Origin of the sequence: Phyllobacterium sp. CCNWLW183 (genome assembly GCF_037203775.1) — a bacterium.
Taxonomy (GTDB): Bacteria; Pseudomonadota; Alphaproteobacteria; order Rhizobiales; family Rhizobiaceae; genus Phyllobacterium; species Phyllobacterium ifriqiyense.
This window is the reverse complement of the sequence record NZ_JBBCBN010000004.1, coordinates 291,020-307,776: the sequence shown is the minus strand read 5'-3', so window position 1 is coordinate 307,776 and position 16,757 is coordinate 291,020. Positions and strand designations below refer to the sequence as shown.

Annotated in this window: 16 protein-coding genes; 9 read left to right on the top strand and 7 right to left on the bottom strand. The window is 53.0% G+C overall.

The features are described from left to right. The first annotated feature begins 15 nt into the window (after window positions 1-15). Both V9K95_RS11955 and V9K95_RS11950 read left to right on the top strand, forming a co-directional pair. The gene (locus tag V9K95_RS11955) at window positions 16-1,623 is read left to right on the top strand and encodes a carboxyl transferase domain-containing protein (protein WP_336440955.1); all 1,608 of its coding nucleotides are present in this window, start codon (window positions 16-18) and stop codon (window positions 1,621-1,623) included. 210 nt (window positions 1,624-1,833) lie between these two features. Then, complete coding sequence (locus V9K95_RS11950) at window positions 1,834-3,822, top strand: acetyl/propionyl/methylcrotonyl-CoA carboxylase subunit alpha (RefSeq protein WP_336441012.1); 1,989 nt, start codon at window positions 1,834-1,836, stop codon at window positions 3,820-3,822. A 30-nt stretch (window positions 3,823-3,852) separates the two neighbouring features. Here the strand turns inward: V9K95_RS11950 and V9K95_RS11945 are convergent, their stop codons facing one another. Both V9K95_RS11945 and V9K95_RS11940 read right to left on the bottom strand, forming a co-directional pair. After that, window positions 3,853-4,089 (bottom strand): hypothetical protein, encoded by a 237-nt coding sequence (locus V9K95_RS11945; RefSeq protein ID WP_336440954.1) that lies wholly within the window; start codon window positions 4,087-4,089, stop codon window positions 3,853-3,855. A 194-nt stretch (window positions 4,090-4,283) separates the two neighbouring features. Next, complete coding sequence (locus V9K95_RS11940) at window positions 4,284-4,550, bottom strand: tetratricopeptide repeat protein (protein WP_115051908.1); 267 nt, start codon at window positions 4,548-4,550, stop codon at window positions 4,284-4,286. Between the two features lie 479 nt (window positions 4,551-5,029). On the opposite strand from V9K95_RS11940, the gene V9K95_RS11935 reads away from it, so the two are divergent. Further along, the gene (locus V9K95_RS11935) at window positions 5,030-5,377 is read left to right on the top strand and encodes a DUF2147 domain-containing protein (protein ID WP_307283717.1); all 348 of its coding nucleotides are present in this window, start codon (window positions 5,030-5,032) and stop codon (window positions 5,375-5,377) included. Between the two features lie 92 nt (window positions 5,378-5,469). Here V9K95_RS11935 and V9K95_RS11930 read toward each other — a convergent pair whose 3' ends face one another. Beyond that, window positions 5,470-6,591 carry an ABC transporter substrate-binding protein gene (locus V9K95_RS11930; protein ID WP_115051911.1) on the bottom strand — a complete coding sequence of 374 codons (1,122 nt, stop codon included), beginning with the start codon at window positions 6,589-6,591 and terminating at the stop codon, window positions 5,470-5,472. Window positions 6,592-7,505: 914 nt separating this feature from the next. Further along, a complete protein-coding gene (locus V9K95_RS11925; protein ID WP_336440953.1) occupies window positions 7,506-8,207 on the bottom strand; it encodes a glutathione S-transferase N-terminal domain-containing protein in 702 nt (233 codons plus the stop codon). 170 nt (window positions 8,208-8,377) lie between these two features. Here V9K95_RS11925 and V9K95_RS11920 point away from each other — a divergent pair, with 170 nt between their 5' ends. Both V9K95_RS11920 and V9K95_RS11915 read left to right on the top strand, forming a co-directional pair. Next, the gene (locus tag V9K95_RS11920; RefSeq protein WP_336440952.1) at window positions 8,378-8,542 is read left to right on the top strand and encodes a hypothetical protein; all 165 of its coding nucleotides are present in this window, start codon (window positions 8,378-8,380) and stop codon (window positions 8,540-8,542) included. Window positions 8,543-8,586: 44 nt separating this feature from the next. Beyond that, window positions 8,587-10,095: an AMP nucleosidase gene (locus tag V9K95_RS11915; RefSeq protein ID WP_336440951.1), complete on the top strand. Its 1,509-nt coding sequence runs from the start codon at window positions 8,587-8,589 to the stop codon at window positions 10,093-10,095. Window positions 10,096-10,098: 3 nt separating this feature from the next. Here the strand turns inward: V9K95_RS11915 and V9K95_RS11910 are convergent, their stop codons facing one another. Continuing rightward, window positions 10,099-10,860 carry a VOC family protein gene (locus tag V9K95_RS11910; RefSeq protein ID WP_336440950.1) on the bottom strand — a complete coding sequence of 254 codons (762 nt, stop codon included), beginning with the start codon at window positions 10,858-10,860 and terminating at the stop codon, window positions 10,099-10,101. A gap of 68 nt (window positions 10,861-10,928) precedes the next feature. Here V9K95_RS11910 and V9K95_RS11905 point away from each other — a divergent pair, with 68 nt between their 5' ends. Continuing rightward, window positions 10,929-11,375: a MarR family winged helix-turn-helix transcriptional regulator gene (locus V9K95_RS11905; RefSeq protein ID WP_307283700.1), complete on the top strand. Its 447-nt coding sequence runs from the start codon at window positions 10,929-10,931 to the stop codon at window positions 11,373-11,375. A gap of 14 nt (window positions 11,376-11,389) precedes the next feature. Here V9K95_RS11905 and V9K95_RS11900 read toward each other — a convergent pair whose 3' ends face one another. Beyond that, entirely contained in the window at window positions 11,390-11,740 is a 351-nt protein-coding gene (locus V9K95_RS11900; protein ID WP_336440949.1) for a VOC family protein, read from the bottom strand. Between the two features lie 475 nt (window positions 11,741-12,215). On the opposite strand from V9K95_RS11900, the gene V9K95_RS11895 reads away from it, so the two are divergent. Then, window positions 12,216-13,217 (top strand): endonuclease/exonuclease/phosphatase family protein, encoded by a 1,002-nt coding sequence (locus V9K95_RS11895; protein ID WP_336440948.1) that lies wholly within the window; start codon window positions 12,216-12,218, stop codon window positions 13,215-13,217. A gap of 36 nt (window positions 13,218-13,253) precedes the next feature. Here V9K95_RS11895 and V9K95_RS11890 read toward each other — a convergent pair whose 3' ends face one another. Further along, window positions 13,254-14,921, bottom strand: a complete 1,668-nt coding sequence (locus tag V9K95_RS11890; RefSeq protein WP_336440947.1) for an electron transfer flavoprotein-ubiquinone oxidoreductase — start codon at window positions 14,919-14,921, stop codon at window positions 13,254-13,256. Window positions 14,922-15,221: 300 nt separating this feature from the next. Here V9K95_RS11890 and V9K95_RS11885 point away from each other — a divergent pair, with 300 nt between their 5' ends. Together V9K95_RS11885 and V9K95_RS11880 are read left to right on the top strand one after the other, a co-directional pair. Next, window positions 15,222-15,815 (top strand): hypothetical protein, encoded by a 594-nt coding sequence (locus V9K95_RS11885; protein WP_307283687.1) that lies wholly within the window; start codon window positions 15,222-15,224, stop codon window positions 15,813-15,815. 16 nt (window positions 15,816-15,831) lie between these two features. Next, window positions 15,832-16,716, top strand: a complete 885-nt coding sequence (locus V9K95_RS11880) for a uracil-DNA glycosylase (protein WP_307283684.1) — start codon at window positions 15,832-15,834, stop codon at window positions 16,714-16,716. Window positions 16,717-16,757 lie beyond the last annotated feature (41 nt).

The following is a 16,757-nucleotide window of genomic DNA, read 5'->3' as shown; positions in this document are numbered from 1 at the left end:
CCCTAAAGGAAACGCATGAGCATTCTGACCTCGCAAATCTCTACCGACACCGAAACCTTCAAGGCCAATGCACAGCGGATGCAGATACTGGTCAATGATATTCGCGCCAAAGCGGAAGTGGTCAGCAAAGGCGGCACCGATGAGGCGCGCGCGCGGCATAGCTCGCGCGGCAAGCTTTTGCCGCGTGAACGACTTGCGCAGCTTCTGGACAGCGGCTCACCATTTCTGGAGATCGGTCAGTTTGCAGCGTGGGATATGTATGGCGACAACATCTCCTCGGCTGGCATGATTGCCGGGATCGGGCGTGTCTCCGGCAAGGAAGTCATGATCGTCATTAATGATGCGACGGTCAAAGGCGGCACCTATTATCCTCTCACAGTAAAGAAGCATTTGCGGGCGCAGGAAATCGCCATGCAGAATAATCTGCCATGCCTCTATCTGGTCGATAGTGGCGGCGCCAATCTGCCCAATCAGGATGAGGTGTTTCCTGACCGCGAGCATTTCGGTCGCATCTTCTACAATCAGGCCAATATGTCGGCGGCAGGCATTCCGCAGATCGCTGTGGTGATGGGCTCGTGCACGGCGGGCGGCGCCTATGTGCCGGCCATGTCGGAAGAAACGATCATGGTGAAGGGACAGGCGACAATTTTTCTGGCCGGTCCTCCCCTCGTCAAAGCAGCCACAGGCGAAGAGGTATCAGCCGAAGACCTTGGTGGTGCCGAGGTGCATACGCGCGAGTCCGGCGTTGCCGACCACTACGCAATGGATGACGCGCATGCGCTTGCCATTGCCCGCCGCATTGTCGGAAACCTGAATCGAAAGAAAGAGATAGGGCTCGACCTTCGCAAAGTGATTCCGCCGCTTTATGATCCGCATGAGCTTTACGGCATTGTGCCGACAGATCTGCGCCAGCCTTACGATGCGCGTGAACTTATCGCGCGGCTTGTCGATGGCTCGGAGTTTGACGAGTTCAAGCAAAATTACGGGACATCGCTGATTACCGGCTTTGCCCATCTTTACGGCATGCCGGTCGGGATCATCGCCAATAATGGCGTTTTGTTTTCGGAGAGCGCACTCAAGGGCACGCATTTCATCGAGCTGTGCACACAGCGCGGCATCCCGTTGGTTTTCCTGCAAAACATTACCGGTTTCATGGTCGGGCGCTCTTATGAGGCACGCGGTATCGCCAAGGATGGCGCAAAACTTGTGACCGCCGTTGCAACAGCCCGGGTGCCGAAAGTAACGATGATCGTTGGCGGCTCCTTTGGCGCTGGCAATTACGGCATGTGTGGGCGCGCCTTCTCGCCACGCTTCCTGTGGATGTGGCCGAACGCACGCATTTCCGTTATGGGAGGCGAACAGGCGGCAACGGTTCTGGCACTGGTTAAGCGCGAGGGAATTGAGCGCAAGGGGGCTGAATGGTCCGCCGCAGAAGAGGCAGCCTTCCGTGCACCGATCCTTGAAAAATATGAGCGCGAAGGCCACCCGCTCTATTCCTCCGCACGGCTGTGGGATGACGGCATTATCGATCCGGCAAAGAGCCGCGAAGTGCTGGCGCTATCCCTATCTGCCGCATTGAACGCACCAGTGGAAGAAACGCGCTTTGGCATGTTCCGGATGTGATGGGATGGCAACTCCAATGCTCATAATAAAGCCCACATTAGCAATCCGGTCCAGCGCGGTTCGACAAGCTCACCATGAGGGAAAACTGAGGATTGCAAAGCCCCAGATACTCCAGCGTGCAGGCAAAGCGGCAACCTCCCTCATGGTGAGCTTGTCGAACCACGCACAAGGCGCATGCCGAACAAGCGAGATACAATGCCCATGACAAAGATGTTCTCAAGAATTCTCATTGCCAATCGTGGTGAAATCGCCTGCCGAGTCATTCGCACGGCGCAGCGCATGGGGATCGGCACTGTTGCCGTTTATTCCGATGCGGATGCACAGTCCCTGCATGTCGCCATGGCGGACGAGGCGGTCAATATCGGACCCGCGCCTGTCACCGACAGCTATCTGCGGGCGGACCACATTATTGAAGCGGCGCTTGCCACGGGAGCCGAGGCAATCCACCCCGGTTATGGGTTTCTTTCGGAAAATCCCGGATTTGTCGATGCAGTGGTGAAAGCAGGACTGGTTTTCATCGGCCCAAGCGCCGATTCCATTCGTGCCATGGGGTTAAAGGATGCCGCCAAGCGCCTGATGGAAAAGGCCGGGGTGCCCGTTGTTCCAGGCTATCACGGCGAAGCGCAGGAACTGGTGGTTCTGGCCTCCAAAGCGCGGGAAATCGGCTATCCAGTGCTGATCAAGGCCCGCGCTGGCGGCGGCGGCAAAGGCATGCGCAAGGTCGACAATCCCGACGATTTTGCCGAGGCGCTGGGTAGTGCGCGGCGTGAGGCAAAAAGCGCTTTCGGCGATGACCGTGTGCTGGTTGAAAAATATGTTGCCAAGCCGCGCCATATTGAAGTTCAGGTTTTCGGCGATAATCACGGCAATGCCGTGCATCTTTATGAGCGTGATTGCTCGCTACAGCGCCGCCACCAAAAGGTGATTGAAGAGGCCCCTGCTCCGGGCATTACCGCCGAAATGCGCGCGGCAATGACCAGCGCTGCGGTGAAGGCTGCTTTGGCGATCAATTATTCCGGCGCGGGCACAATCGAATTCATCGTCGATGCCAGTGAAGGTCTAAAAGCCGACCGTTTCTGGTTCATGGAAATGAACACCCGCCTTCAGGTTGAGCATCCCGTTACGGAAATGATTACCGGACTTGATCTGGTCGAATGGCAATTGCGGGTGGCAGCAGGAGAAAAACTCCCGCTGACGCAAAAGCAAATCCCGCTAAATGGTCATGCCGTTGAAGCCCGACTCTATGCGGAAGACCCTGCCCGCAGCTTTCTTCCGGCAATCGGCACGCTGCACCATCTGGCATTCCCCGACAACGTGACCAATGGTGATATTCGCATCGAGACTGGCGTGCGCGCAGGCGATACGATCTCGCCGTTTTATGACCCGATGATTGCAAAGGTTGTTGTCCACGCAGCCGACCGGACAGCAGCATTGGCAGCCATGGAAAGCGCGCTGGTGCAAACCGAGATTGCAGGCACAACCACCAACCTCGCCTTTCTCGCAGCCCTGATCCGTCATGAAGGTTTCGGCAGCGGTGATGTGGACACCGGCCTTATTGATCGCGATCTTGCCAGCCTCGTGGCGCCATCAGCCACAGCTGCCGGTGCAAAAGAACTGGCAATCATTGCTGCAAGCGGATTACTGGAACAGCCAGCCTCGGATGACCCATGGGCGACCCTGCGCGGATATAGCCATCTCGGTTCCCCCGCCTATCCCGTAACACTCATTGAGGAAGAAAAGCCCGTGCGTTATGGCGTGGCTATACTCAACAATGAGCGCTTCATGCTTTCCGGGCCAGCAGGAAAAATTGAAGTGAAGGTCCGGCGTGATGCAAGCGGCTGGCATGTGACCGGAAAAGGCATCAATCTGCGCGCCAAGACAGCGGCTATACCCAATGGCATCGCCGTGCTTTCCAAAGGGGCGGTTTCAAGCTTTGCCGTCACGGACCCGTTCCTCCTTGCGGAAGCAGCGGGCAATGCCGCAGACCGTCTCAGTGCCCCCATGCCCGGCCTGGTAAAGTCAGTGCGCGTTTCAGCAGGCGATATGGTCAAAAAGGGTCAAATATTGCTGGTGCTCGAAGCGATGAAGATGGAACACACTATCACCGCGCCGCATGACGGCAAAATTGCCGAAATCGTAACGGAAAGCTCGCAAGTCAAAGAAAAATCATCGCTGGTGCGATTTGAGACGAATGAATAGCCGCCTCGGGAGGCAGCGCCGGAGTCGAACCTATCCGGACTGTTTTGGCAGGTTGGCAATAGCGGTTTCTATAGCCGCAATGTTGAGCTCAAGTGTGGCAATCTTCTGCAAAGTATTGTTGTCAGGAAAAGATTTTGATTTGGCACACATCGTTATGAGTTGTGTTTGAGCGTCAATTAAACTTGATAACAACCTCTCCAAATCGTCCAGCATATGTTTTCCGTCTTCATTATCAATCGCGCACACGCGCAGGTTGTAGCGCTTCACCGCATCTTCAATACGCGAAAAGCTTGAAAATTGTCAAAGCACTATGTCGGAAATATACCATTTATTTTACCAGTCGAACAAAATATTCGACCGAACCAAGCGCCTGCTAATTAATTTTGATTATTTTCCACAAAAATCGTCAATAAACGGCATTTGATTAAAGTTTTATACTTTTATTGCTTTATCAAACGAAGTTAGTGAGTGGTCATCCATTCGCGCGCTTCACGAAGAGCAACGGCGATATCAGCCTTTGGCATTTTTGCCCCGATCTCAGCGCGCAGCTTGGCGGCACGATCACAACCTTTGATTGCAGCGATATTGAACCATTTATGGGCAGCCACAAGATCGACGGAACAGTCGCGACCGGTCGCATACATGATGCCCATTTCAAAAAGAATATCTGTCTGAGCCGCACCAGCAATGTGGCCATTTTCCAGATTTTGAAGATCAAAGCGTGCCATTTTACCAAACCCCTGTTGAACCTATTTCGTATGCGTCAAACGAAAGCCCTGTCAGACTTCTGAGAACCGCCTGTTTGTTTTTGGCGTGCTCTTTTGATGCTTCCGATAATGAAGGAGAGGCTTGAAATTGCTGTTAAAGGGCATGATTAACCGGGATCAAACAAAACAAAAACAATTGGTAAACTTCGGAATTCGTTAAATATAATGCTCCAGGCAATACGGGCGTTTGTCAAAAATTCGCCTAAAATGCGCCAGAGCGATTTCAAGCCTTTGCTAACCACATATCCGATTGGAATATTGAGTTCCGATTTTCGGGGCCCGCCGAAGCCCAAGTCAAACCTTCTTATAAAAGCCATTGCCCCGGAGAAAATTGCCGTTTGGGCATACTTCCCTTCCTTCGCATTTTAAATTACCTTTACGTGCGCGTAAGCACTATTGCGAACAGGCGGAGAGCTGGTTCGCTTCACCGGGAGGATATTATGAAGTTCAAAATTTTACTGGCCTGCGCCAGCTTTGCCCTTATGACTGGATCAGCAATGGCTGAAGAGCCTATCGTTGGTTCCTGGAAGCGCCCTAACGGCACAATTATCCAGTATTCATCCTGCGGCGGGGACAAATATTGCGGTACAGTGATGACCGGCGAATATAAGGGCAAGTCCATCGGCTCCATGGCAGGCAAGGATGGCTCTTATAAAGGCACCGTCAACAAGCTTGATGAGGGCAAGACTTATAATGGCAAGGCCAGCGCCAAAGGCGACACGCTTTCGCTGTCCGGATGCGTGATGGGTGGTCTCATCTGCAAAAGCGAGAGCTTGACGCGTCAGTAATCTGTGGGCCGGGATTGAAAAGGGGCAGGCAAGGTAAAGAACCTGCCTGCCCATTCTTTTAAACCCAGTTCATTGAGAGCAAGGTCCCCGCATTATTCCTTTATGGGTGCGTAAGCTCCATCATGCCAAATATTAATATCGTATTTGGCATCCTTGATATCGCCCTTTTCATCAAAAACGACAGGGCCAATGACGGTATTCACGGGCGTGCCGTCCTTGAGAATTTCCGCGACCTTTGCCGGATCATCACCGCCTGCACGCTCAATTCCTTGTGCGAAAGTTTCAATAACGGCGTAGGAAAACAGCGTAAAGCCATCAGGTACAAAACCGCCAGCCTTGATCTTTTCCACTGCTGCTTTGGCTTCAGGCCGAACTTGCGGATTGGCTGGGAAGGTGAAGATAACCCCTTCAGCTGCAGGACCGGAAACGGCCCAGAAGTCTGGAGATGCGATGGAGTCGCCCATCATCAGCTGAAATTTGAAGTTCTGGTCTGCCGCTTGCCGCAGGATGAGCCCTGCTTCCTGATGATAGCCACCGAAATAAACGAAATCGGCCTTCAAATCCTTCAGCTTGGTAATAAGCGCAGAATAATCCTTTTCACCGGCATTGATGCCGTCATAAAGAATTTCCTTCAGCCCAGCTTCATTCATCTTGCCCTTGACGGCATCCGCAAGACCCTTGCCATAGGCGCCCTTGTCGTGAAGAACCACGACGTTTTTGCCCTTGTACTTCTCGGCAATCCAAGGTCCGACAAATTCGCCCTGCGCATCATCGCGCGTGTAGAGGCGCATGATCGTCGGCCAGCCATTCTTTGCAGCGGCGTCGGTCAATTCTGGATTTGACGAAGCGGGCGTCATCATCAATACGCCAGCTTCAGCATAGACCGAAGAAGCCGGAATGCTCGAACCCGAGCAAGCATGACCATCGACGAACTTGATACCGGCAGCGACAATGCGGTTGGCGATGGAAACGGCCTGCTTTGGATCGCAAACATCATCCTCCATGACGAGCTTGATCTTGCGGCCCATAATGCCGCCCTTTTCATTGATCGCGTCGGCAGCGGCCTGAGCACCCTGTTTGAACTGATCGCCAATATTGGCAAGTTGGCCGGTCATCGGGCCGGCCACCGCAATCTCGATATCTTCGGCCATAGCCGATGAGGCGCCGAAAGCAGCGGTAATCAGACCCGCATAGAAAATTTTCTTGAAAGGCATGGTTCCCCCTTTTTCTAAAGAAAAGCGGTTGGAGCCTACATGCAATTAGAATGTGCGCCAGCAAAATTTACAGATCATGGTTGAAATGAACCGATGCAGGGCTGGCTGCCGTTCCGATATCGATCGATCAGCGTCTATAAAGCAACCGCTTTATAAGCATTTGCGCATCAAACGCTTTCATCCAGCATCTGAAATGCCAAATTCATTAAAGTGGCAGTCTTAGACTAAGGTATAATTGCGCGCGAAATCCAAGTGAAGTATAGATTGGCTACATTTTAAATGTTGCTGTTTTAGTATCAATTATAAAGATTGTTTTATTCTGCGATCGATATCTACGAGGCCATAATTTTTACGCGCATCCTCCCAGCGCGTAATTGTTAAAAGTTTGAGGGTGGCTGTGCAGCGATATTTCAAACACCGCTAGCGCTGATGGCTTCATCCGGATGTATTTTATTCGGTTGACCGAAGCAGAACCAAGGGTCTGAGCCAGTATTGCTGGTTACGGGCAAAAATTATAGGAATGCAAAGCAGTCATGGATACCCTCCATGACTGCTTTTTATTGCCTGGCATTATTGGCCGCGGACTTATTGGCTGCCCGGCCGTATTGGCTCGGCTACTGCTGCCAGCTTTGCGCAGCCTTACGAGTTGATCTCGGACTTACCTGCCAACCAGATTATGGCTAATGCTACCAGTCTGGCACAGCTATCAGCTTTGCCGCAGACTTATCGGCCCGGCTATAGCCTTATCAGCTCGGCTACGGCCACCCGCTTGGCGTATCCCACCCGTCTGACTGCGGGCTCGTTGCATCGGCTTTACGGTCGGCGCAGAATTAATAGGTTCTCTGCCCAAGAGAACCTATTTTGTGCCTCCTTGGCCACGGCAAGCTACGGCTACTTTTTGTTATCGTCAGCGATTAGCGGGCTGTTTGACCGAACAGAATCTTTTGCGCTTCCTTATCGTCCGCGAGATTACGGCGCTCTTCCTTACCAACGGCTACGCCACGCTCGACCGCCGGACGCGCGCGGATCGCTTCAAACCAGCGCTTCAGATTAGGGAAATCATTGAGATCCTGGCCCTGGTTGGCGTGAGAAATCGTCCAGCCATAGGAGGCGATATCAGCAATGGAGTATTCGTCTGCAAGAAAATCCCTGCCTTCAAGGCGGCGATTCATCACTCCATAAAGTCGATTGACCTCGTTCGTGTAGCGATTAATGCCATATTCGATCTTTTCGGGCGCATAATTACGGAAATGATGTGCCTGACCTGCCATGGGACCGAGTCCGCCGACCTGCCAGAATAGCCACTCTTCAACAGCGACCCGCTTACGTTCGTCCTGCGGATAGAGCTTGCCAAACTTCCGGCCAAGATATTGCAGGATCGCTCCAGATTCAAAAATGGAGATCGGCTGACTGTCAGGCCCTTCCGGATCGATAATAGCGGGCATGCGATTATTGGGAGCGATTTTCAGAAATGACGGCTCGAACTGGTCGCCCTTGCCGATATTCACCAGCTTCACGTCGTAAGGAACACCGAGCTCTTCAAGCATGATGGAAATTTTCCATCCATTGGGTGTGGGCCAGTAGTAAAGCTCGATCGGCTTGGTTTGGCTTGTCATATCCGTCTCCATGAGTGGGTCGATTGGATTTTAAACATAGGCAGCCATTGTCCTTTCACAAGGGGCTCGCACAGCGCTTGTTGAACAGTTGATGAACAACAAGATCAGCACCAGTTCAGCTAATCCGGAGCAAAGTCGTTACTAGCCAAGCCGCTTTCGGGGAAACGACCATGTTAAATACAACTGCCAATTACTCGCTGCTGTTTTTAAGGGCATTGATATTTTCAGCCATTCTTGTCGGTCCTGTCATTGCTTTTGCCGCAAGCTATGAAGGCCGGTCGCCCTCAAATGGTGGGATAGGTTTGGTTTTGCTGGTCAGCCTGCAAAGAGTTTAAGCTGACCGCTTTTCAAATGTCGCACTGAATCACTATATTGGGTGATGGACAAACGAATCGGAACCAGGAAAACAGCCTCCATCAGCATGCCAGCCCATGTTGAGGCAGAGGAATTTACAGATGCCAAGGCCGCCGTTCAGGCACTCAGCGCGCTTTACGAACGCAATACCCAATTTTTGCGGGATGCTTTCGACAGTGTAGCAAGAGGTGAAGCAGGAGATGCAACGCATTTTCGTGCTTTTTATCCTGAGGTGAGCCTCTCAACATCAAGCTATGCGCAGATCGACTCGCGGCTTGCCTTTGGCCACGTGTCGGCACCTGGGCAATATTCAGCAACGATAACCCGGCCGGATCTTTTCGATAATTATCTCGAAGAACAGATCCGCCTGCTTATCCGCAACCATGGCCGTCCCGTTACCGTGCAGGAATCAACAACGCCGATTCCTATTCACTTCGCATTTCTGGAAGGCACACATGTCGACTCCTCAGTCGCCGACGCTTTTCTATTGCCGTTGCGTGATCTGTTCGATGTGCCGGATTTGGCTGCGACCGACGACCGGATCGTCAACGGCGAATACGAAACCGATGATCTCGATAGTATCATGCCGCTTTCGCCATTTACCGCGCAGCGCGTAGACTATTCATTACATCGCTTGTCGCACTATACGGCCACGCGCCCCATGCATTTCCAGAACTATGTCCTGTTCACCAATTACCAGTTTTACATTGATGAGTTCTGCGCCTTGTCGCGGGGGCTTATGGCGGCTGGCGGAGGCGGATATGAGCGTTTTATCGAGCCGGGCAACCTCATCACAGAAGCGGGCGATGAGGCCCCCACATCCGGCGTACCAATCGGCAGGCTACCGCAAATGCCGGCTTATCATCTGGCGCGCGAGGATGGTTCCGGCATTACCATGGTCAATATTGGCGTAGGTCCCTCCAACGCCAAGACTATAACCGACCATATTGCTGTGTTGCGGCCGCATGCCTGGCTTATGCTTGGCCATTGCGCCGGTCTGCGCAATACGCAGGCTTTGGGCGATTATGTGCTTGCCCACGCCTATGTGCGCGAAGATCACGTTCTCGACGATGATCTGCCTGTATGGGTGCCGATCCCTGCTTTGGCTGAGGTGCAGGTTGCGCTGGAACAGGCAGTAGCGGAAGTTACCGGGCTTGAAGGCTATGATCTGAAGCGGATCATGCGCACCGGCACTGTTGCCACAATCGATAACAGAAACTGGGAACTGCGTGACCAGCGCGGCCCGGTAAAGCGGCTTTCGCAATCACGCGCGATAGCGCTCGATATGGAGTCCGCCACAATCGCTGCAAACGGTTTCCGCTTCCGCGTGCCTTATGGAACGCTCCTTTGTGTTTCGGATAAGCCATTGCATGGCGAGTTGAAGCTTCCGGGCATGGCGACTGAATTTTACAAGCGGCAGGTCGCTCAGCATTTGCAGATTGGTATTCGCGCACTGGAAAAACTTGCTGAAATGCCGCCAGAGAAGCTGCACTCGCGAAAATTGCGCAGCTTCTTCGAGATGGCTTTCCAATAGGGATTATTTACGCGGTCCGGTAAGAGCAAAATATGCGCCCTGCGGATCGCGGCCCTCGATGATCCAGGCATCACCCGGAACAGCCATGGGCTCGGTTGTCACCTGGCCGCCTTTCCCCTTGATGCGCGCGACCGCTGCGTCGATATTGTCGACGATGAAGTAGAACCGCCAGAGCTTTACATCGGCGGCGTTGGTGCTGGTCATCATGCCGCCATACATCTGGCCGTCGACATTGAATATCTGATAGGTGCCCATTGGCCCCATATCCATGGCTTCACCCTTGGTCCAGCCAAACAGCGTGGAATAGAATGTGAAAGCCTTGTCAGCATCGCCCGACACAAGTTCATGCCAGCCAATGGTGCCAGTTGTAAAAGGCGCAGGATAATTATCCGGGGCCTGCTTGGATGGCTTGAATAGCTGGAAGGGAGCGCCCAGCGGGTCGGCGACAACCGCGAATGTCCCCACGCCAGGAATCTCCATAATATCGGTGTGAACTTTGCCGCCGGCCTCCTTCACACGCTCCACATAGTCAGCCACGTCATCAACCATGATGTAACCTGACCACATGGGCGGAACGCCCTCCACCTTCGCATCCTTTGCCGACATCAGTCCCGCTACGGGAGCCTTGTCGACGGTCAGCAATGTATATTTCACCGGAGAGTTAGCAGAATCCTCCGCCCCCCACCCTACGACATGGGTATAAAAAGCTTCGGCAGCCTGCGTATCGCTCGTCAGCAATTCGTACCAGATAAAGTTTCCGCTCATGATAATTCCTCCCACCACGATCTGTATCTGAATGTTGACAAATATGTTGATATCAACATAAATAAATCATGTCAAAGACGATCTCTGTTACTTTCGAAACCACTATTCACGTTCGCGATCACTGCATGTGCCTGACCGTTCAGCGGGCCGCTCGCTCTTTGGCGCGAATGTTCGATGAAGCGCTTCGCCCCCACGAGCTGACCAACGGCCAATTTTCCTTGCTGATGTCATTGAACCGGCCAGAGCCGCCAAATCTCAGTTCTGTTGCTTCTTTGCTTGCCATGGACCGCACGACACTTACTGCCGCGCTAAAGCCAATGGAAAGACGTGGTCTGATCACGACCATGGTCGACCCAAGCGACAAGCGGAGCCGCCTCCTGACTTTGACGGATAAGGGATTGCATCTGCTCGCTGCCGTGATGCCCATATGGGTGAGTACGCATGGCGAACTTGAACAGGTCTTGACGCCTGGCGAACAAGGGCGATTGCTCAACGATCTGAGGAAGTTGCTTTAGAGAAGAATGCGGGACTAGCTCTGCTCCAGCACATTTATGATCGCGCCGGATGGATTGCGAACATAGAAGCGGCGAACACCCCATGGTTCGTCAGTTATCTGGTAAACGATCTCATGACCGGCAGCTTTGACGAGATCGTAGATCTTGTCCACATTGTCGACTTCTATTGATATCCGGGGGACGATCGTGCCGGAGCCGCCTTGGCTCGCCACGCTCAATTGAGGTTTTGTTCCTTCCGGCGAGGCAAAAGTCAAAATCCAACCATGATCCATGACAACTTGCAGATCGAACAAAGCTTCGTAGAACGAGCGCAAGGCCTGCGGGTCTTCCGCAGGCAGGTTTGCAACAATACGTTTTACAGCCATGGCAATTCTCCGTCATCGCAAGACCTAATGGATAGGTTTGCTGAGCGAAAGTCCAACCACAAGTTGCTTGGAAATAGTTCCAATGATGCTATATTTGGAAGCGGAGTGAGGGGCGGATTTCCGCCCACCCCTCTATATCTTACTATTTGAAATGGACCCGGACGCTGAGCCACCAGCTAGTCCGGGTCTTTTTCACAGTAAGAGTAACGCTAAACGGCATGTACCGCATAGTTTACCTCCAGTTTTAACGGCAAGGCTGATGCCCAGTCGGGAAGCCCATCTTCCCGATGGGCCGGTTCGCTCGGCCCACACTGCTTCTGCCCTCAAAACTACCCGATATTTGGCTGGAAACCCGATGGAGGACAACGAACGCACAGTTGTATAATTTGTGCCGTCAGCAGTGCTCAGGTTGTTATTATCCAACGAAAATCGCATCTTGATTGCGTCGCAATTGCCGGGTTAATGCGGAATGATGATGACGAAGAACAAGCAATCCTGGATCAAGCTCGCAGCCGTATTGATACCGGTTCTGTTTTCCATACCTCTGGTGCTTGGTTTTTTCGGTGCTGCACATCCAGCACTCGATTCTTTTTCGCATTTTCGTATGCATCTTGCCGTGCTCATGGCTCTGTCTGCATTGCCAGCGCTGTTTCTTCGTCTTTGGCGCGAAGGAATAATGGCAATCGTTTTAAGCATGACTGCCCTGGCTACGGTACTGACACCGCCGACCGCCCCCGGCGCAGAGGCTGCGCCCACGAGCCTGGCGCAGTACAAGCTGCTGCAACTGAATCTGCGCTATGACAATGAGCAGCAGGCGGAGGTTTTCCGGTTGATCGGTAGAGAGTCGCCCGATGTCATTGCCTTGCAGGAGGTTTCCGACAATTGGCGCCCCCGACTTAAAGCCATAGAAGCGCGTTATCCTTATACGTTTTACTGCTCAAATCGCAGCCCAATAGGAGGCGCAGCGATCCTTTCGCGGCGGCCCTTCGCATTGGGCTCAACTCCGATCTGTATTGATAGTCTCGTCGCTATTGCGAGGATCGACTTTGGCGGACGCAGCGCCATAATTGCATCGTTGCATCTGGATTGGCCATGGCCTTTCGCGCAGGACTGGAATGTCGAGGAAATCCGGCCCTATTTCGAAAAACTCGAAGGACCGTTGATTGTTTCAGGTGATTTTAATGCTGTACCATGGAGCCAAACGCTAAAAAACATCACACAATATAGCAAGACACGCATTGCAGAGGGCTTGCGCCCAAGCTGGCTGGTCAACGGAACCCTGGCGCGCGCGGCCAAATGGATTGGCCTGCCGCTGGACCACATACTGGTCTCTGACAGGATTGTCTCGACACAGGTCGAAACTCTTGAACCTGTAGGCTCGGACCACCTGCCGCTTCTGCTGCGCTTTTCAATTGCCGGTGTCGATGACGGCAACGAGCCAGAGCAGCAGACAGTGATGCTTGAAAAGTCTGAGTAGCGGCTTTCAGCATCACCGTAGCGCGTCGTTGCAGTTTTACATATTGGTGTAGACAGGACCCTCGCCACCCTGCGGCGGTACCCAATTGATATTCTGGTTTGGGTCCTTGATATCGCAAGTCTTGCAGTGAACGCAGTTCTGCGCATTGATCACGAATTTCGGGCCGGTTGGTTCCTCAACCCACTCATAAACACCAGCCGGACAATAGCGTGTTGATGGTCCGGCATAAATATCGTGCTCGGAAGTCTTTTGAAGCGCCATGTTCTTGACGATCAGATGGGCTGGTTCGTTTTCTTCATGATTTGTATTGGAGAGGAATACTGAGGAAAGACGATCAAAAGTCAGGACGCCATCTGGCTTCGGATAGGCAATCGGCTTGTAATTTGCCGCTGGCTCCAGCGATGCCGCATCATTCTTGCCGTGTTTCCAGGTACCCAAAGGCGACCAGCCGCCAAAAATTGTATTGAGCCACATATCGAGACCACCGAGGGCGACGCCGCCAATGGTGCCAAGCTTTGACCACATCGGCTTGACGTTGCGGACACGCTTGAGGTCCTTGCCGATTTCGCTGGTGCGCCAGGCATTTTCGTAAGTAATCAGTTCATCATTGGCCCGGCCTGTCGCCAATGCTTCTGCAACATGTTCTGCGGCAAGCATGCCTGATAGCATTGCATTATGCGAACCCTTGATACGCGGAACATTGACGAACCCGGCGGAGCAACCAAGCAGCGCACCGCCCGGGAAAGATAGCTTCGGTACAGATTGCCAGCCGCCTTCGGTAATCGCACGCGCACCATAGCCAAGACGTTTTCCACCTTCGAAAATACCACGAATGGCTGGGTGGGTTTTGAAACGCTGAAATTCTTCGAATGGCGACAGATAGGGGTTCTTGTAATTGAGATGCATGACAAACCCGACCGCGACCGTGTTGTCCTCCAAATGATAGAGGAACGATCCGCCACCTGTTTTCATGTCAAGCGGCCAGCCGAATGAATGTTGCACAAGTCCAAGTTTGTGCTTTGCAGGATCAATCTGCCAGAGTTCCTTCAAGCCGATACCGTATTTGGCTGGCTCCTTGCCCTCATCGAGCTTGAACTGGTTGATAAGCTGTTTGGCAAGAGAGCCCCGCGCGCCTTCAGCAATAAGCGTGTACTTGCCCAGCAGTTCCATGCCCCGCGTATAGGCTGGGCCATGCGAACCGTCTTTTTCAATACCCATATCGCCCGTCGCAACGCCAATGACAGCACCGCTATCATTGTAGAGCACTTCGGTTGCGGCAAAGCCCGGGTAAATTTCGACGCCGAGCTCCTCGGCCTTTGTGCCAAGCCAACGGCACACATTGCCCAGTGAAACAATGAAATTGCCATGATTGTTCATCAGCGGCGGCATGGCGAAATTCGGTAAACGCACAGAGCCCGCTGGTCCGAGCACAAGAAAATGATCCGCGGTCACAGGCGTCTTGAAGGGATGCCCCTCCTCTTCGCGCCAACCCGGCAAGAGCTTATCGACACCGATCGGATCAACGACAGCACCGGAAAGGATGTGTGCGCCCACCTCGCCGCCCTTTTCAAGGACGACAACTGAAAGCTCGGGGTTGATTTGCTTGAGCCTGATGGCAGCAGAAAGGCCGGAAGGCCCGCCGCCGACGATCACGACATCAAACTCCATGCTCTCGCGCTCTGGAAGTTCAATTGTCTCGCTCATGCATTCCTCCTGCAGTAAATTCCCTTATGCGCCGGTGGCGCGTCGTTTTTTTGATTTGTAGCGCAACAATAACTGTTTGCCACAATGAGTCGCGCCTATCAGATGCGGCCAATTGCCCTCATTCCACGACTAGCCGGCATATTTTTATACTTACTTTAACGTAAACGTCAATATATCTGCAGAAGAGGTCGCTCGCTAGTTCCTTACAGCTGTTGCGCCCCCGCTCTTTTCCGTCATAATCCTGCAATCAAATTGCCGACCACGTTGAACGCAACCGCTTGGGAGGGCCGGATGAGGTGGATGAGTCTGCGCTGGCCTTTAAGCCTGATAACCGGGTGCGTTCTGTTTTTCGCGAGCATCGCAGCCCAAGCTGAATCTGGAAAATTGTGGAGTGCAGGCCGCTATACTTTTTCCGATGAAATGGGAGGCTTTACGATTATCGGCGTAAGCGGAAAAGGCACAAGGCAAGACCCGATTATCCTGACCGAAGAGTTCCATTCGACAACGCCCACAGTCCTGATCATTCGAACCGAACAGACCAATCTTAAAGATCCTGCCGAAGATATCGGCATCCTGTTTCACATGCGTGTCGAAGTAACCAATGGCAGTGGTCACCCTTGGGTAGAATTTGGCTTCGAGTTGCAGGAGCAATTGAATGTGCCAAGCGACTATGGCGATGGGCTGTCCTTCTATCAGCCGGGCGACAAGAAGGACGCTATCGACTCATATGGCTACGCAAGTTTCAGCGATGATTTCGAGCCCTATGACCGGATGATATTCCGCGATGGAAAGATTGATCCCGGCGAGAATGCCAGCTTTGGCTTTCCGATTGCCGACTTTACGCCCAAACGTACATTTTATCTTGTGCAGGACCCACGCATTCCCTCCTCTTAAACGTCTTGAGCTTGCAATGCACACTGCAATTTGCGACTTCAAGGATGAGAAGGATTATCCATTGTCGACGTTAAGCGAAATCTTGCACTTTTATGCCGAGGCGGGAGTCGATACTCCGCTGGTCGACACGCCTGTCGACAGGTTTTCGCAGGTTGATACCAAGCGGGCACAGACTCAGCAGGCTCCTGTTGCCACTCGCTCAAATGCGCCCTCACCCGCCGGCTTAAAACCGCCCATCGATGCAAGCGCCTCCGCACCATCAACGCTCAGCAAGGCATCCGTGCCCGATGATGCCAAGATTGCCATGGCCCGGCAGATGGCGGCGAACGCGACGACATTGGAGGAACTGCGCGAACAGCTGGCAGCATTTGATGGTTGTAATCTTAAATTTACAGCAAAGAATCTGGTCTTTGCCGATGGCAATCCGCAAGCGGCGATCATGTTTGTCGGTGAAGCGCCGGGCCGCGAAGAAGATCTGGAGGGCATACCCTTCATTGGCCGCTCAGGCCAGTTGCTCGACCGCATGTTGGCTGCAATCGGTCTCGACAGGCAAAGCGTATATATCGCCAATACAATTCCATGGCGTCCGCCCGGAAACAGAACGCCAACGCCTTTGGAAACTGAAATTTGCCGCCCCTTTTTCGAGCGGCAAATCGAGCTGGCAAATCCGAAATTACTTGTGGCGCTCGGTGGTCCTGCGGCAAAGGCATTGACCAATGCTCCTGAGGGCATTTTACGCCTTCGTGGAAATTGGAAAACCCATTTGACAGGGTCAGGAAATCAAATACCCGTCATGCCAACGCTCCACCCGGCCTATCTGCTGCGCAATTCAGCGCAGAAAAAGTTTGCTTGGCGGGATTTCCTCAGCGTCAAATTACGGCTACGTGCCCTTACCGATTAAAACCTGCCGCAAAACCGGAGATGCAGTGTCGTAATTTCCGG

Bases quoted from the DNA above. Each gene is read 5' to 3' on its own strand.
- V9K95_RS11895 (WP_336440948.1), top strand. From the start codon at position 12,216: ATGACGAAGAACAAGCAATCCTGGATCAAGCTCGCAGCCGTATTGATA.
- V9K95_RS11890 (WP_336440947.1), bottom strand. From the start codon at position 14,921: ATGAGCGAGACAATTGAACTTCCAGAGCGCGAGAGCATGGAGTTTGAT.
- V9K95_RS11930 (WP_115051911.1), bottom strand. From the start codon at position 6,591: ATGCCTTTCAAGAAAATTTTCTATGCGGGTCTGATTACCGCTGCTTTC.
- V9K95_RS11955 (WP_336440955.1), top strand. From the start codon at position 16: ATGAGCATTCTGACCTCGCAAATCTCTACCGACACCGAAACCTTCAAG.
- V9K95_RS11935 (WP_307283717.1), top strand. From the start codon at position 5,030: ATGAAGTTCAAAATTTTACTGGCCTGCGCCAGCTTTGCCCTTATGACT.
- V9K95_RS11885 (WP_307283687.1), top strand. From the start codon at position 15,222: ATGAGTCTGCGCTGGCCTTTAAGCCTGATAACCGGGTGCGTTCTGTTT.
- V9K95_RS11940 (WP_115051908.1), bottom strand. From the start codon at position 4,550: ATGGCACGCTTTGATCTTCAAAATCTGGAAAATGGCCACATTGCTGGT.
- V9K95_RS11920 (WP_336440952.1), top strand. From the start codon at position 8,378: ATGTTAAATACAACTGCCAATTACTCGCTGCTGTTTTTAAGGGCATTG.
- V9K95_RS11915 (WP_336440951.1), top strand. From the start codon at position 8,587: ATGGACAAACGAATCGGAACCAGGAAAACAGCCTCCATCAGCATGCCA.
- V9K95_RS11925 (WP_336440953.1), bottom strand. From the start codon at position 8,207: ATGACAAGCCAAACCAAGCCGATCGAGCTTTACTACTGGCCCACACCC.
- V9K95_RS11950 (WP_336441012.1), top strand. From the start codon at position 1,834: ATGTTCTCAAGAATTCTCATTGCCAATCGTGGTGAAATCGCCTGCCGA.
- V9K95_RS11905 (WP_307283700.1), top strand. From the start codon at position 10,929: ATGTCAAAGACGATCTCTGTTACTTTCGAAACCACTATTCACGTTCGC.
- V9K95_RS11880 (WP_307283684.1), top strand. From the start codon at position 15,832: ATGCACACTGCAATTTGCGACTTCAAGGATGAGAAGGATTATCCATTG.
- V9K95_RS11910 (WP_336440950.1), bottom strand. From the start codon at position 10,860: ATGAGCGGAAACTTTATCTGGTACGAATTGCTGACGAGCGATACGCAG.
- V9K95_RS11900 (WP_336440949.1), bottom strand. From the start codon at position 11,740: ATGGCTGTAAAACGTATTGTTGCAAACCTGCCTGCGGAAGACCCGCAG.